This window comes from Micromonospora sp. CPCC 206060 (assembly GCF_036906895.1).
Classification (GTDB): domain Bacteria; phylum Actinomycetota; class Actinomycetes; order Mycobacteriales; family Micromonosporaceae; genus Micromonospora.
Genome location: NZ_JBAKHU010000003.1, coordinates 18,337 through 32,571 on the forward strand (window position 1 = coordinate 18,337; position 14,235 = coordinate 32,571).

Consider the following 14,235-nt stretch of genomic DNA (forward strand, 5'->3'; position numbering starts at 1 on the left):
TTTTCGTCAGCCGGTCGATAGCGGTCACACCGCCGGTGGCGGGTGCTCCGCCGCCGGTCACCGCCGCACCCCGGACAACCGCCGGGTGCTCCGCCGCCGGTCACCGCCGCACGGGTGGCCGCCAGCCGCCAAGCCGGCCGTCAGCCGGCCGTCGGCCACGCGGCGGGCGGGGCCGCTGCCGGCCGGTCGCCGACCAGCTCCGCCAGCCGGGCCGTCCGGCGTCGGCCGGTCATCCGGTACGCCGGCCCGCCCGCGCCCGACTCGACGAGCACCGCCGGCAGGCCGATGGCAGCCAGCGCCCGCCCCACCGTCGACCACCACGGTTCGTCGGCGGCGCCGAGGTGCAGCCGGTAACCGCCGGGCTCGGCCACCCCGGCGGCGGCCGTCCAGAGCCGCAGCCGCCGGCCGTTCAGGTGGAACCCGGGCGGGGGGTGCTTCACCCCGTCGGCCAGCCAGGCCGTACCGAGCGGGGCGAGTGTCGTCGCGTACGCGGTGCGGACCTCGTGCCCCCGCTCCGGGACGGCCACCTCCCAGGTCGGGGTGAGTCCCCGCCGGGACAGCTCGGCCACCAGGACGTGCACCCGCCAGGCCTCGGCGACCGTGATCGACACCCGGGCGGTACCCCCCATCCGGACCACCTCGCCGGGACCGGCGAGCAGACCGGCCAGGTCGGCCGGGGACGGATCGGCCGCCTCGACGCCGAACAGGGAGAGCTGCCGGACCGGCTCGGGCTCCGGTGCCGGGGGTGGTAGCTCGCCAGGGGGCGTCAGCGACACTCCGGGACCTCGTCGAAGGCCTGTTGAAGTTCTGTCGAGCGCAGCTTGCTGGTGTCCAGCGCGCTGGCGTCGTACTCCTGGTTGAGGGTGTCCACGGCGGCCCTGACCCCGTCGTAGAACGCGCTGGCCGGGCCGGTGGTCAGCGCCTCGATGGTCCGCCTGGCCCTGCCGTACGCGTCCCGCACCGCACCCAGCGACGTCCGGAAGCCCTGGGAGACCGCCTCGCCCTGCTCGACGTCGGGGACACCGGCGTCCTCGACGCGCTGCCGCGCGGTCTCACTGGCCTGCTCGGCCCCGGCGAAGAGGCGGACCAGGTTCTCCTTGGCCTGCGCCGGGGTGGTCTGCGCGGTCATCTGCTGCTGGGTGTGGGTGGTCAGCTTGCTGATCTCGGCACGCCACGGGGCGAGCGCCTCGCAGACCGAGGCGGCCCAGGCCCGGGGGCTGGGGCCGGCACCGCAGCCACTGACCGCGAGGACGAGCGTAGCCAGGACCACCGTGAGCTTTCCGGCGGTTGCCGCCCGGCACGTACGCATGCGAAGCAGCGTACGGCTTCCGTCGGGATACGCCACCAGACAGTCGTCCGGCGTCGTGCCGTGCAGGGGCGTGTCGTGCAGGGGCGTGCCGTGCAGGGGCGGCCCGGACGGCACGGGTCCCCGGCCGGTGCTGGCGGCACCGTCGGGGACCCGGTTCGTCCCGGTTTCAGCTCTGGACGGTCGCCGCCCGCTGGTCGGGGGCGGCCGAGCCTGCGCCGGTGTCGGAGTCGGACATCGCGACCGGTTTGCGCTTGCTGAACACCACCGCCGCCACGATGATCAACGTGGCCACCACGGCGATCGTCACCCGCAGGCCGGTGTTCCGGTCGTCGCCCACGCTCCAGGCCACCACGGCCGGCGCGATCAGCAGCGAGACCAGGTTCATCACCTTGATCAGCGGGTTGATCGCCGGGCCGGCGGTGTCCTTGAACGGGTCACCGACGGTGTCACCGATGACCGTCGCGGCGTGCGCCTCGGAGCCCTTGCCGCCGAACGCGCCGTCCTCGACGAGCTTCTTGGCGTTGTCCCAGGCACCACCGGAGTTGGCCAGGAAGACCGCCATCAGCGTGCCGGCCCCGATCGCCCCGGCCAGGTACGACGCGAGCGCGCCGGGACCGAGACCGAAGCCGACCGCGATCGGCGCGAGAATGGCGAGCAGACCGGGGGTCATCAGCTCGCGCTGCGCGTCCCGGGTGCAGATGTCGACGACCTTGCCGTACTCGGGGCGCTGGGTGCGGTCCATGATGCCGGGCAGCTCACGGAACTGCCGGCGGACCTCCATCACCACGGCACCGGCCGAGCGGGACACCGCGTTGATGGCCAGACCGGAGAAGAGGAAGACCACCGCCGCACCGATGATCAGGCCGACCAGGTTGCGCGGGTTGGCCACGTTGAGCGAGTTGAGGATCTCGGCGCCCACGTCACCGACCCCGGCGTCCGCGTACGCGGTCTTCAGCGTGTCGGTGTACGAGCCGAACAGCGCAGTGGCGGCGAGGACCGCCGTGGCGATCGCGATGCCCTTGGTGATCGCCTTGGTGGTGTTGCCGACCGCGTCCAGCTCGGTGAGGATCCGGGCACCGTTCTCGTCGATGTCACCGGACATCTCCGCGACGCCCTGCGCGTTGTCGGAGATCGGGCCGAAGGTGTCCATCGCCACGATCACGCCGACGGTGGTGAGCAGGCCGGTACCGGCCAGCGCCACCGCGAACAGCGACAGGGTGATGGAGCTGCCACCGAGCAGGAACGCCCCGAACACGCCGGCACCGATGAGCAGCGCGGAGTAGACCGCCGACTCCAGGCCGACGCTGATGCCGGCGAGGATGACGGTGGCCGGACCGGTCTGCGAGCTCTTGCCGATGTCCTGCACCGGGCGCTTCTCGGTCTCGGTGAAGTAGCCGGTGAGCGCCTGGATGGCGGCGGCCAGCACGATGCCGATGATGACCGCGCCGATGGCGACCAGCCGGGGGTTGCCGTCGATCGGGGTGCCGTCCGGGTTGGCCAGTCCACCGGTGAATCCACCGAAGTTGTCCGGCAGGTACGCGTACGCGGCGATGGCGACCAGGATCGCGGAGAGCACCGCGGACAGGTAGAACGCCCGGTTGATGGCGGTCAGGCCGGACCGGTCGCTGGCCCGCAGCCGGGTGATGAAGACGCCGACGATCGCGACGAGCACGCCGATCGTGGAGACGATCAGCGGGAAGACCAGCCCGTCGGCGCCGAAGGCGGCCCGGCCCAGGATGAGCGCGGCGACCAGCGTCACGGCGTACGACTCGAACAGGTCGGCGGCCATGCCGGCGCAGTCACCGACGTTGTCGCCCACGTTGTCGGCGATGGTCGCGGCGTTACGCGGGTCGTCCTCCGGGATGCCCTGCTCGACCTTGCCGACCAGGTCGGCACCGACGTCGGCGGCCTTGGTGAAGATGCCGCCGCCCACCCGCATGAACATGGCGAGCAGTGCGGCACCGAAGCCGAAGCCCTCCAGCACGGTCGGCGCGTCTCCCTTGAACAGGAGAACGACCAGCGCGGCGCCGAAGAGGCCGAGGCCCACGGTGAGGAAACCGACCACACCGCCGGTACGGAAGGCGATCTTCATCGCGGCCTCCCGGCCGCCGACCGCCTCGCGCGCGGCGGCGGCGACCCGCAGGTTCGCCCGGGTCGCCAGGGCCATGCCCGCACCGCCGATGAACGCGCTGAACAGGGCGCCCACGACGAAGAAGGCCGAGCGGCCGATCTTCACCAGGGTCTCGCTGCTGTCGGTGTCGTGCACCGGGAGCAGGAAGAGCAGCACCACGGCGATCACGACGAAAATCGCGAGGGTCCTGAATTGGCGGAGCAGGTAGGCCGAGGCGCCCTCCTGGACGGCCCCGGAGATCTCCTGCATGTTTGTGGTGCCCTTGCCAGCTGCCAGGACCGCCTTCGTGAGGGCGGCGGCAAAGCCGAGCGCCACCAACGCGATGACCGCGGCGATGATGACGTACGACAGGTTCGCTCCGGCAAGGGACAGGCCGCCGCTCTCGGCGGCCAAGGTCCCGGACATCAATGTCCTCCTGTACCGAACACTCGCGCCGGGCAGCTTCGAACCGACCCGGCTTGCTCCATGCGGACTCGCAAGTGCCTGCGCCAACCCAAGCGTGCGGACCAGCGATGATCACCCATACCCGCTGGCTGCGGGCCGGGACACTTGCTGACAACCCGCGTACTTTAGCCCTAGCCAGTGTCGGAGGTCACACCTAGGGGACGCCGTGTCGCGATGATCTTCGTAACTGTGTTAACGCGAGGAATCTGATATAAGCCGACCCGGTTACGGGAAGAAGTCGGATCCGCACCCAGAGTTGATCAAGGAGCCGTCGCCACAGGAAATCGACATCCGTGACAGCGATCCCTGATCGGCGGCAGAAGGTGGTGGCGGAAGTCGACCGGTCAGCGGTCGACCGTCAGCGGTCGACCGGTCAGCGCTATACGGTCAGCGCTTTACCGTCAGCGCTTTACCGGCCAGACCATCCGGACCTCGGTGCCGATGCCCTCGTCCACCGGACGCACCTGGAGATCCTCGACGAAGCCGGCGAGCAGGGCGAAACCCACGCCGGTGGTGAGCGCCTCGTCGGTGAGCGACTCGTCGGCCAGCTCGTCGGGCGGCAGCGCGGCCAGGCCGAGGCCGGCCTCGATGGGGGCCCGGTCGATCACCCGGACCGTGTACGACCCGGAGTCCGACATCTCGACCTGGACGAGATCGTGGAGCCCGTACTGACGGTGCAGGGCGACCGCCCGGGTGCACGCCTCGCCGATCGCCAGGCGTACCTCGTCGAGCAGCTCCTCGGCGACACCGGCCCGGCGGGCGACGGCGACCCCGACCAGCCGCGCGGTGCGCACGTGCACCGGCGCGGGCGAGAAGGAGAGCCGGACGGTCGACATCACGCGCCGTTGCCGGCCGGGTCGGCGGCCACCGCCGCGTCGACTGTCGGGTGCAACGGGAACACCTGATCCAGGGCGGTGATCCGGAAGATCTTCAGCAGGGGTTCCTTGTCACAGACCAGGGCGAAGGTGCCACCGACCGAGCGGAGCCGCTTGAGCGCGCCGACCAGCACACCCAGACCGGTGGAGTCGAGGAAGTCGACCCGACCCAGGTCCACCACGACCCGCCGGGCGCCGGCGTCGATCAGCTCGATGAGCCGTTCCCGCAGGCGGGGAGCGGTGTAGACGTCCACCTCGCCACCGACCTCGAGCACCGTGCACGCCCCGACCGTGCGGGTCGCCAGCGACAGCTCCATCAGTGTCCCTCCTCTGCCAGAACGCTCCTGGGCATCTAACCATCTTCGACCGACCGTCCCACCGGGGTGCGCCGGCAGCCCCCCAGTACCCAGGGACCGGCTTTTTCATTTCCGTGGATCGGTGCGAAAGTCGAGAGGTGACCTCCGCCGCCACCGTAGCTGCCGGCCCCGGCCCCGAACGACCCGCCGGTCCGGCCGTCGTGCCCCCGGCCGAGCTGCTGCGCCGGCTGCGCGCCCGGGCCGCCGTCGACCCGGTCACCCACGTCGAGGAGGTGGCGGCCCGGCCCGGGATCACCGCCGACTGGCCGCCCTGGGCGCCGGCCGAGCTACGGACCGCGTTCGCCGGGCGCGGGGTGACGGCCCCGTGGCGGCACCAGGCCGAGGCTGCCGAGCTGGCGTACGCCGGCCGGCACGTGGTGGTGGCCACCGGGACCGCGTCCGGCAAGTCGCTGGCGTACCAGCTCCCCGCGCTGGCCCGGCTGCTCACCGATCCCCGGGCCACGGTGCTCTACCTGGCACCGACCAAGGCACTCGCCGCCGACCAGTTGCGCGCCGTCGCGGCCCTGGAGCTAGACGGGGTACGCCCCGCCTGCTACGACGGCGACACCCCGCGCGCGGAACGGGAGTGGATCCGCAAGTACTCCCGGTTCGTGCTGACCAACCCGGACATGCTGCACCACGGCATCCTGCCCGGGCACGCCCAGTGGTCGACGTTCCTGCGTCGACTGACCGTTGTGGTCGTCGACGAGTGCCACACCTACCGCGGGGTTTTCGGCTCGCACGTGGCCCACGTGCTGCGCCGACTGCGCCGCCTCTGTGCCCGGGTGGGGAGCAGCCCGGTCTTCGTACTGGCCTCGGCCACCGCCGGGGACCCGGCGACGGCGGCCGGCCGGCTCACCGGCCTGCCCGTGACGGCGGTCACCGAGGACGCCTCGCCACGGGGCGGACTGACCTTCGCACTCTGGGAACCGCCACTGCTGCCGGCTGCCCCGGACACCCCGGAGGAACTGGCCACGGTCCGCCGGTCGGCGCTGCGGGAGACCGCCGACCTGCTCGCCGACTCGGTGGCCGCCGGGGTACGCACCCTCGCCTTCGTCCGGTCCCGGCGGGGTGCCGAGGTGGTCGCCACCACCGCCCGACGCGCACTCGACGAGGCGGTACCCGGCCTCGGTGACCGGGTGGCCGCCTACCGCGCCGGTTACCTGAAGGAGGAGCGGCGCAGGCTGGAGCGGGCCCTGCTCGACGGTGACCTGCTCGGGCTGGCCTCGACCAACGCGCTGGAGCTAGGTGTGGACCTGGTCGGCCTAGACGCGGTACTGATCTGCGGTTACCCGGGTACCCGGGCGTCACTGCGCCAGCAGGCCGGGCGGGCCGGCCGGGCCGGACAGGAGGCGCTGGCGGTGCTCATCGCCCGGGACGACCCGCTCGACACCTACCTGGTGCACCACCCGGAGGCGCTGTTCGGGCGGCCGGTGGAGGCGACCGTGCTGGATCCGGCCAACCCGTACGTACTCGGTCCGCAGTTGGCCTGCGCGGCTGCCGAAGCGCCGCTGACCCCGGCCGACCTGACCCTGTTCGGCGAGGGCGCCAAGGAGGCGGTCGAGGAACTGGTGCAGGTCGGTGCGCTGCGGCAGCGCCCGACCGGCTGGTACTGGCGGCACCGGGAACGGCCCGAGGTCGATCTGCGCGGCGAGGGCGGCGGCCCGGTCTGCGTGGTGGAGTCGGTCACCGGGCGACTGCTCGGTACGGTGGACGCCGGTTCGTCCCACTTCCTGGTGCACCCCGGCGCGGTCTACCTGCACCAGGGCGTGTCGTACGTGGTCGACGAGCTGGATCTGGACGACGGCTGCGCGCTGGTGCACGCCGAGGAGCCGGACTGGTCCACCCACGCCCGGGATGTCACCTCGCTGTCGGTGGTGTCGGTCCGGTCGTACGCCGACGCCGGACCGGTCGGGATGTTCCTCGGCGAGGTCGACGTGACCAGCCAGGTGGTCTCCTACCAACGGCGCCGGATCGCCTCGGGTGAGGTACTGGACACCCGGCCGCTCGACCTGCCGGCCCGCGAGCTGCGGACGATCGCGGTCTGGTTCACCCTGTCGCCGGAGTCGCTGGCGGCGGCCGGGGTGCAGGCGGCCGACATCCCCGGTGCACTGCACGCCGCCGAGCACGCCGCGATCGGCCTGCTGCCCCTGGTGGCCACCTGCGACCGGTGGGACATCGGCGGCCTCTCCACGGCGGTGCACCCGGACACCGAGGCGCCCACGGTCTTCGTCTACGACGGTCACCCGGGCGGGGCCGGTTTCGCCGAGCGGGCGTACGCGGTGGCGTCGGCCTGGCTCCGGGCCACCCGGGAGGCGATTCTCGGATGCGGCTGCGAGGTCGGCTGCCCGTCCTGCGTGCAGTCGCCCAAGTGCGGTAACGGCAACAACCCGCTGAGCAAGGCGGATGCGGTGAAGGTACTCGACGTGGTGCTGGCCAATCTGCCGCCCGAAGGACAGGAATAAACGATCTTCATTCCGGAAACTGGGGGATGGGAGCGCTTCCATGCGCTTCCATGCACCGAAATCCGGAAGGATGCCGTGGCTGACACCATCGCCGAGACCGTCGACCTGCTCTACATGATCAACCAGGAGAAGTTGACGGCTGACCAGCAGATCGCGTTCGGCCAGGCGCTGCCACCCTGGCCCAGGCCGAGCGGCTGGAGCAGATCAACGAGCGGTTGCGGAGTATCCACCAGGTGTTGAACGCCTGGCAGTTGCGGGCCACCACCGACGGCGGCGCCCGCTGACCGGCCCGCCCGGAACCCCCTGCCATTGGGACCGGCCCGCCCGGGTCACCTGCCATTGGGACCGGCCCGCCCGGGCCCCCCGGCCGGTGTCCCGCTCACAGTTCACGGTTTCCAGGAAGTCGGGGTATCCCGCCCGGCGGACACCCCGACTTCCTGGAAACCGGGCAGCCACCGGTCAGGGGACCCGGCCCTCGGACCAACCCCGCGTCATGATCTCCGCCACGGTCTCCTCGACCGTCTGGTCCGAGGTGTCCAGCCAGAGCCCGATCCGGGGGGTGGCCTTCCGCAACTCGTCGTCGAGCTGGCTGATCCCCCAGATGCCGTAGCCGGTCTTGCCGCGCCCCGCCTCTCGGGCGGCAACGGCCTCCGGCGACGGGGCGAGTACCACGACCAGCAGCGGACGGCTGCGAATCAGCCTCAGCATGCGGGCGAGATCGTCACCGAGCACGATGTCCTGGACAATCGCGGTGAATCCGGCGGCGACGTACCCGTCCACCACGTCAGCAGCGAGCCGGTAGCGCAGATGAAGCTGACGGACCGCCTCATCCGACGGATCGGGGGTCAACTCGGCCCGGCCGCCCACCACCATGCGCCGGAAGAGATCCCCACGTACATGCACCGACCGGGGTAGCCGCTCCGCCAGCGCCTGGGCGACTGTCGACTTTCCGGCCGCCTGGATGCCGGTGATCATGACGACCGCCGGTTCGCCGCCGGACCAACCTGTGGACCGGGTGACGATTAATTCCGCCATCTGCGGCTCTCCCTACACGTTGGACCCGGGTGCCGGACCGGGCCCGATGGACCCGGGTGACGGACCGGGCCAGATGGACCCGGGTGACAGACCGGGCCGGTTGGACCCGGGTGACCCGGATCCCGGCCGGTGACAGCCCAGCCAGCAGACCCGATCAGTTCGACGACGGCAACCAGGTTCCACCGGCCAAGGGAGTGCCGCGACACTCCTGTTGCACCATCGGCCGACCGGGAGGCCATCCCGCACCCGCCCCGATGCCCCCGGTCAGCCGCGTACCGGGCCGGCTCTGGCAGTGGCGACCGCTCGTCGGGACCAGCCCGGCAACGGCTCGACCGTCACCTCCACGGTCAGCACCAGATCCAGACCGTCCAGTTCGCAGCCGGTGACACGGCCACCGTTGCGCGCCGCGATGTCAGTGGCCCGGGAGCAGGCGACCACCGGCCCGTCCAGCGCCCGACCGGCTCCGGCCAGCGCCCCGAGGTCCACTGCCGCCCGCGCCTCGTGCCGGGCGACCCGGGCCGCACCCACCGCCGCCCCGAACAGGCCGGCGACGGCGAGTACCAGACCGACGGTGAGCAGCCACATCGTCGCACTGCCCCGGTCGTGGCCGGCACGGCCCGACTCACCCGAGTTGACGAACTCACCAGGCGCACCGGGCACGTCGGGCACGTCGGGCCCGCTTGCAGGATCCGCCCGGCGACGTCCACCACTCACCGGACCGGCTCCGACTGGCCGGGCTCGACGGCAGCGACCGAGGTGGCGCTGACCGTGAACCGGGGCAGCCGCGCGCTGAGCAGGCGCACCGGGGCGCGCACCGTCGCGGTGACCAGGTCCCCGGTCACGTCGACCGACACCACCGCACCGTCCGGGGCGGCCCGTCGTCCGGCGGACCCGCCGGCCTCACCCCGCGCGGCAGCCAGTGCCGCCTCCCGGGCCGCGTCCACACAGTGCGCCTTCGTGGTGACCGCGTTGACCGCAGTCAGCCCGGCCAGGAGCAGCAACATGAGCGCCGGCAGGCCGGCCGCCAGCTCGGCGGTGAACGAACCCCGGTCACGGCCGGTTCGGGCCGATGCCCGCTGACGCGCCGCTCCCCAGGGCACCCGCCGGTTCCCGGTCACGCACCGCTTCCGCACCTGCCCGGTCACGGGCCGCCCCTGGACGCGGCCGGCCTGTCGGCGCCCGGTCACTTCAGGGCCCGGTCGATGACCGCGGTCAACGCGGACTGGACGTTGCCCGAGGTCAGAACCTTGAGCAGGATGCCGGCGAAGGCGACGGCGGCGAGCGTGCCGACGGCGTACTCGGCGGTGTTCATCCCGGCATCGCCGCGCAGTCGCGTGAACAGCTTGCGCATGGTGGTGCTCCTCTCTCGACGGTTTCTAGAGCACGTCGCCGAGGACGGCGACGATCACCGGCACCAGGCCGGCGAGAATGAAGGCGGGCAGGAAGCAGAGTCCGAGTGGCAGCACGATGAGTACGCCGGCCCGCCGGGCGGCGGCCTCGGCGGCGACGCTCCGGTCACCACGCAGATCGTCGGCGAGCCGGCTCAAGGCGCCGGCCAGGGCGGCGCCGCTCGCCGCCGAGCGGACCGCAGCGGCGATGAGCCGGTCGGCACCGGCGACCGGGGCCAGGTGAGCCCATGCCTCGGCCGGCTCGCCACCCAACCTGAGGGTGCGCCCCACCCGGACGAGACGCTCGCCGAGCGGACCACCGAGTGCGGCGGCGACCGCCTCCACCCCCTGTGCGACCGGCGTACCGGCCCGCAGCGCCGCCGCCAACAGATCTGCGGCGAGCGGCAGGTCGGCCGTTTCCCGTACCCGTCGGCGCCGGACATCGGCCGGTTCCAGCCGACGTAGGGCCCCATCGAGCAGAACCGCCGTGACAATCCCTGCCAGCAGGCCCCACCAGCCGCCGACAACGACGACAACGGCGAGACCGCCGAACGCGGCACCGAGTCGGGCCCGGTCGGGTCGACGGCGTTCGGGCTGTGCTCCGGCCGGCCGGGTGGCGGCCCGGGGCGCAACCCGGCGCAGCCGGTACCGGACAGCCCGCCCCGACGGGGTGAGCGGTACAGCGGCCAGCAGGACGGCCACCGCCACCAGGAGGCCGGTGCCGACGACCAACCCGCCGGTCCACGCCGTAACGGCGTCGGCCTGCGCCGACAGTCCACCGGCGCGGACGTCGACAACGTTGAGCTGGTGCATCAGACGGTCCGTGCCGGAGCGCCGCTGAGTCGTTCGGCCCAGGCCAGGCCGGCGATCTGCAACACCACGGCACCGATCGCACAGGCCGCTCCGACCGGGGTGTGCAGCAGGACCCGAAGGGGATCGACGCCGATGCCGTACCCGAGCGCGATGCCACCGGCCGGCAGGGCGGCCAGCAGCCAGGCGGTGGCCCGGGCACCGGCGGCCTGCGCGGCGGCGGCAGCCAGCCCTCGGGCGGTCGACCGCGCGTCGGCTTCGATCCGCTCGATCAGGTCCGCCAGGGGTGCTCCGGTCCGCTCGGCGAGGCGTACCGCCGCGTGGGTCAACCCGGTGAGCCGGTCGGCAGCGGAAGGATCACCCGCAGGCATGGTCGGCAGAGCGGACGCGGGCAGGCCGGCGCGTAGATCCGCAGCGAGTGCGCAGAGCTGGTCGAGTTGACGCCGGCGGGCCTGCTCGGTCTCACGGATCGTGACCCGCCGCAGCCCGGCCCGGGCGGCCAGTGCACCGTACGCGGCGAGGGCGAACCCGGCCACCGGACCCGCGACGAGCAGGCCGGTCAGGCCGGCCAGCAACGCCACCAGCAGGACGCCCCGCCGACCGTGCCGCCGGTACCCGGCGAGCAGGATCCGCAGATCGGGACGGCGGCCGGGGAACGACTGCTCGGGGCGCCTGGCGGTCACCTGCCGTAAGCGGTGCAGTCGACCGCGCTGTGGCCACCCGGCGGCCAGGGCGGCGCCGCCGAGGCAGGCGACTGCCAGCCACCACGACCCGGTCACGGGTGCTGCTCCGGATCGGCAGCCGGGGCGGCCCAGGTGTGCGTCAGGATCGGTGGTACCGGCACATCCCGGGCGGCGATCAGGGTGGCCAGTGCCCGGGCGGCAAGCCCCAGCCCGCGTCCCCGGATCCACGCCGGTACGACCGTCACCAACCGCTCCGGACCGTCCGGCACCAGCAGGCAGACCGACTCCAGGACCCGCCCCTGACCGGTCCGGCGGACCTGGATGAGCACCTGAAGCGCCGCCGTGACCTGGGCGTGCAGGGCGGCCCGGGGTAGCCCGCCGAGCAGGCCGAGGGCCTCCAGCCGGGCCGGTACGTCGGTCGGTGCGTTGGCGTGCAGCGTCCCCGCGCCGCCGTCGTGGCCGGTGTTCAGCGCAGCGAGTAGATCCACCACCTCGGCTCCCCGGCACTCGCCGACGACCAGCCGGTCCGGGCGCATCCGCAGGGCCTGCCGGACCAGGTCACTCAACCCGATCGTGCCGGCACCCTCCACGTTGGACGTCCGGGCCTGGAGGCCGACCACGTGCGGGTGGGCGGGGCGCAGCTCGGCGGCGTCCTCGACCAGCACGATCCGCTCGGTCGGCGGCACCAGCCCGAGCATGGTGTTGAGCAGGGTGGTCTTACCGGAGCCGGTACCCCCGACCACCAGGTAGGCGAGCCGGGCGGCCACCATGGCGTGCAGCAGGGGCGCCACCGCCCGGGGCACCGTGCCGTGGGCGACCAGCTCGTCGAGGGTGAACGGCCGTTGCCGGAAGGTCCGCAGCGACAGGTAGGGCCCGTCGGTTGCCACCGGGGGCAGTACGGCGTGCAGCCGGGTCCCGTCGGGCAGCCGCGCGTCAGCGTACGGCGAACCGTCGTCGAGTCGGCGCCCGCAGGCCGCCGCCAGGCGTTGGGCGAGTCGGCGCACGTCGTCGACGGTGCCCAGAGGTACGGGCACCTGCCGGAGCCCCTGCCCCCGGTCGACCCAGACCCGGACGCCGTTGACGAGGATGTCGGTGACCGCCGGGTCGGCCAGCAGCGGGGCCAGTGGACCGGCCCCGGTCAGGTCGTCGTGCACCCGGTCCGCGACACGGAGCAGCGCGGTGTCACCGAGTACCGCAACCTCGGGTTCGGCGCGTACCGCCGAGACGATCGCCGCCGGGGTGACCGGGGCGCCGTCGGCGGCGAAGCGGTGTCGCACCCGGGCGGCCAGCTCACCGGGGAGGGCGTTCATGCCGCACCCGTGGCTGGCAGGCTGACCAGGTCGGTGACGATACGCTGGCACAGCTCGGCGAGCGGGCCACGACCGCCAGCGGTTGGCGCCTCGCCGCGTTCCAGGCCCCGCACCAGGCCGGGCTCGGGCCGGAGCGTACCGGCCAACGGCAGGTCCAGGGCCCGGGCCACCTCACGGGCCTTGAGCCGACCGGGCGCCGGCCCCCGCACGATCGCCGCGAGGCGGGTGCAGTGCGGGGCGACCCCGGCGACCACCCGGGCCGCCGCCGCGGTGGCCCGCAGTTCGGCGGGTACGACCACGAACACCTGGTCGGCGCTCTGCAACGCAATCACGGCCGCGTCGTCGAGTTGGCGGGGCAGGTCCACCACGACGAAGTCCCGGCCCCGGCGGCCGGCATCCATGGTCGCCGCCATCGCCTCGGCCGGCAGGCTGAGCAGGTCGCCCCGGTCCCAGGAGAGCATCACCAGGTCGCCCCGGCTGGGTAGGGCCCGGACCAGGGCCGGCACGTCCAGCCGCCCGTCGGTGCGGGTCAGTGCCGGCCAACGCAGCCCTTCGAGCTGCTCCCAGCCGAGCACCAGGTCCAGTCCTCCGCCAAGGGGATCGGCGTCGACCAGCAGGGTACGAAGTCTGGCCCGGGCGGCGGTGACCGCGAGCCCGCCAGCCAGGACGCTCGCCCCCGCACCACCCCGACCGCCGACGACGGCGACGATCCGGCCCGTCCCGTCCGGCTGCTGCCGGTCGTGGCTCTCGGCCAGCCGGTCGACCAGCCACGGTTCGGCGGCGGGCAGCATGGCCATGTGCTCGGCGCCGATCAGCTCGGCGAGATCCCAGCCGGGGTCGCCGGTGCCGGTGTGCCCGACCAGCACCACCCTCGGTCGGCGCGGCAGCCGGGCCCGCAGGCACGCCTGCGCCTGGTCGGTGCCGATCAGCACCAGCGGTGCCGGTGACCACCGGGGTCGGGCGGCGGCCGGGTCGGCGGCCACCTCCACCTCGGTGCCGGCAGCGGCGGCAAGCCGGAGCAGTTCGTCGAGGAGGGCATTGTCGGTGGTGACGATCAGCGGTAACCGCCGCAGTGGTGGCACGGAGGTACGGGGTGGCATCGCGGCCTCCTGGGTCCGGTACGGGCTCGTCGTACCGGCCCACCCTGCCGCCGCCGCAGCTCTGCTCGCTGACCCCGCACCGCCGGCTGTGGATAACCAGGTGCCCTGTGGACAACTGCCGAAAGCCCGATGGATCTGCTATGGATATCGGTTCTTTTCTGCGCAGATCCGGCAGCCGCGGCGACCGCCCAGTCGGGTGGTCGACGCAGGAATGCCGCCAGGATGTCGATCGATGCCCGAGGGAGCACACACCGTGGCAGCACACCAAGGCATGCCCGAAGTCACTACAGGCGATGCGTGAACACAGAGTTACAGAATCGTGACGATAG

General features: G+C 72.9%; 15 protein-coding genes. 2 read left to right on the forward strand and 13 right to left on the reverse strand.

The window, feature by feature from the left end:
• Nucleotides 1-140 precede the first annotated feature (140 nt).
• The 5 genes from V6U90_RS04160 to V6U90_RS04180 all read right to left on the reverse strand — a co-directional run bounded on the left by V6U90_RS04160 (nucleotide 141) and on the right by V6U90_RS04180 (nucleotide 5,076).
• Nucleotides 141-776 (reverse strand): hypothetical protein, encoded by a 636-nt coding sequence (locus V6U90_RS04160; RefSeq protein ID WP_334431208.1) that lies wholly within the window; start codon nucleotides 774-776, stop codon nucleotides 141-143.
• Nucleotides 767-1,309: a hypothetical protein gene (locus V6U90_RS04165; protein ID WP_334431209.1), complete on the reverse strand. Its 543-nt coding sequence runs from the start codon at nucleotides 1,307-1,309 to the stop codon at nucleotides 767-769. Before V6U90_RS04165 ends, V6U90_RS04160 begins: the two co-directional genes overlap by 10 nt.
• A gap of 166 nt (nucleotides 1,310-1,475) precedes the next feature.
• A complete protein-coding gene (locus V6U90_RS04170) occupies nucleotides 1,476-3,845 on the reverse strand; it encodes a sodium-translocating pyrophosphatase (RefSeq protein ID WP_334431210.1) in 2,370 nt (789 codons plus the stop codon).
• Between the two features lie 440 nt (nucleotides 3,846-4,285).
• Nucleotides 4,286-4,723, reverse strand: coding sequence for an ATP-binding protein (locus V6U90_RS04175; protein WP_334431211.1), 438 nt, complete (start codon nucleotides 4,721-4,723; stop codon nucleotides 4,286-4,288).
• On the reverse strand, nucleotides 4,720-5,076 hold the full coding sequence (locus V6U90_RS04180; RefSeq protein ID WP_334431212.1) for an STAS domain-containing protein: 357 nt from the start codon (nucleotides 5,074-5,076) through the stop codon (nucleotides 4,720-4,722). Before V6U90_RS04180 ends, V6U90_RS04175 begins: the two co-directional genes overlap by 4 nt.
• A 137-nt stretch (nucleotides 5,077-5,213) precedes the next feature.
• On the opposite strand from V6U90_RS04180, the gene V6U90_RS04185 reads away from it, so the two are divergent.
• Nucleotides 5,214-7,580, forward strand: a complete 2,367-nt coding sequence (locus tag V6U90_RS04185) for a DEAD/DEAH box helicase (protein WP_442933522.1) — start codon at nucleotides 5,214-5,216, stop codon at nucleotides 7,578-7,580.
• Nucleotides 7,581-7,655: 75 nt separating this feature from the next.
• Nucleotides 7,656-7,820 (forward strand): hypothetical protein, encoded by a 165-nt coding sequence (locus V6U90_RS04190; RefSeq protein ID WP_334431213.1) that lies wholly within the window; start codon nucleotides 7,656-7,658, stop codon nucleotides 7,818-7,820.
• 219 nt (nucleotides 7,821-8,039) lie between these two features.
• Here V6U90_RS04190 and V6U90_RS04195 read toward each other — a convergent pair whose 3' ends face one another.
• From V6U90_RS04195 to ssd, 8 genes are all read right to left on the reverse strand, one after another.
• On the reverse strand, nucleotides 8,040-8,615 hold the full coding sequence (locus tag V6U90_RS04195) for an AAA family ATPase (RefSeq protein WP_334431214.1): 576 nt from the start codon (nucleotides 8,613-8,615) through the stop codon (nucleotides 8,040-8,042).
• A gap of 264 nt (nucleotides 8,616-8,879) precedes the next feature.
• The gene (locus V6U90_RS04200; protein WP_334431215.1) at nucleotides 8,880-9,275 is read right to left on the reverse strand and encodes an Rv3654c family TadE-like protein; all 396 of its coding nucleotides are present in this window, start codon (nucleotides 9,273-9,275) and stop codon (nucleotides 8,880-8,882) included.
• Between the two features lie 50 nt (nucleotides 9,276-9,325).
• Nucleotides 9,326-9,715 (reverse strand): TadE family type IV pilus minor pilin, encoded by a 390-nt coding sequence (locus V6U90_RS04205; protein WP_334431524.1) that lies wholly within the window; start codon nucleotides 9,713-9,715, stop codon nucleotides 9,326-9,328.
• Between the two features lie 83 nt (nucleotides 9,716-9,798).
• A complete protein-coding gene (locus V6U90_RS04210; protein ID WP_216931686.1) occupies nucleotides 9,799-9,966 on the reverse strand; it encodes a DUF4244 domain-containing protein in 168 nt (55 codons plus the stop codon).
• A gap of 25 nt (nucleotides 9,967-9,991) precedes the next feature.
• Entirely contained in the window at nucleotides 9,992-10,645 is a 654-nt protein-coding gene (locus V6U90_RS04215) for a type II secretion system F family protein (protein ID WP_442933526.1), read from the reverse strand.
• A gap of 170 nt (nucleotides 10,646-10,815) precedes the next feature.
• Nucleotides 10,816-11,592 (reverse strand): type II secretion system F family protein, encoded by a 777-nt coding sequence (locus V6U90_RS04220; protein WP_442933523.1) that lies wholly within the window; start codon nucleotides 11,590-11,592, stop codon nucleotides 10,816-10,818.
• Nucleotides 11,589-12,806 carry a TadA family conjugal transfer-associated ATPase gene (locus V6U90_RS04225; protein ID WP_334431216.1) on the reverse strand — a complete coding sequence of 406 codons (1,218 nt, stop codon included), beginning with the start codon at nucleotides 12,804-12,806 and terminating at the stop codon, nucleotides 11,589-11,591. Before V6U90_RS04225 ends, V6U90_RS04220 begins: the two co-directional genes overlap by 4 nt.
• The gene (gene ssd / locus V6U90_RS04230) at nucleotides 12,803-13,906 is read right to left on the reverse strand and encodes a septum site-determining protein Ssd (RefSeq protein WP_334431217.1); all 1,104 of its coding nucleotides are present in this window, start codon (nucleotides 13,904-13,906) and stop codon (nucleotides 12,803-12,805) included. Before ssd ends, V6U90_RS04225 begins: the two co-directional genes overlap by 4 nt.
• Nucleotides 13,907-14,235 lie beyond the last annotated feature (329 nt).

Coding starts and splice junctions, on each gene's coding strand:
- V6U90_RS04165 (WP_334431209.1), bottom strand. CDS start 1,309: ATGCGTACGTGCCGGGCGGCAACCGCCGGAAAGCTCACGGTGGTCCTG.
- V6U90_RS04170 (WP_334431210.1), bottom strand. CDS start 3,845: ATGTCCGGGACCTTGGCCGCCGAGAGCGGCGGCCTGTCCCTTGCCGGA.
- V6U90_RS04180 (WP_334431212.1), bottom strand. CDS start 5,076: ATGGAGCTGTCGCTGGCGACCCGCACGGTCGGGGCGTGCACGGTGCTC.
- V6U90_RS04195 (WP_334431214.1), bottom strand. CDS start 8,615: ATGGCGGAATTAATCGTCACCCGGTCCACAGGTTGGTCCGGCGGCGAA.
- V6U90_RS04210 (WP_216931686.1), bottom strand. CDS start 9,966: ATGCGCAAGCTGTTCACGCGACTGCGCGGCGATGCCGGGATGAACACC.
- V6U90_RS04225 (WP_334431216.1), bottom strand. CDS start 12,806: ATGAACGCCCTCCCCGGTGAGCTGGCCGCCCGGGTGCGACACCGCTTC.
- ssd (WP_334431217.1), bottom strand. CDS start 13,906: ATGCCACCCCGTACCTCCGTGCCACCACTGCGGCGGTTACCGCTGATC.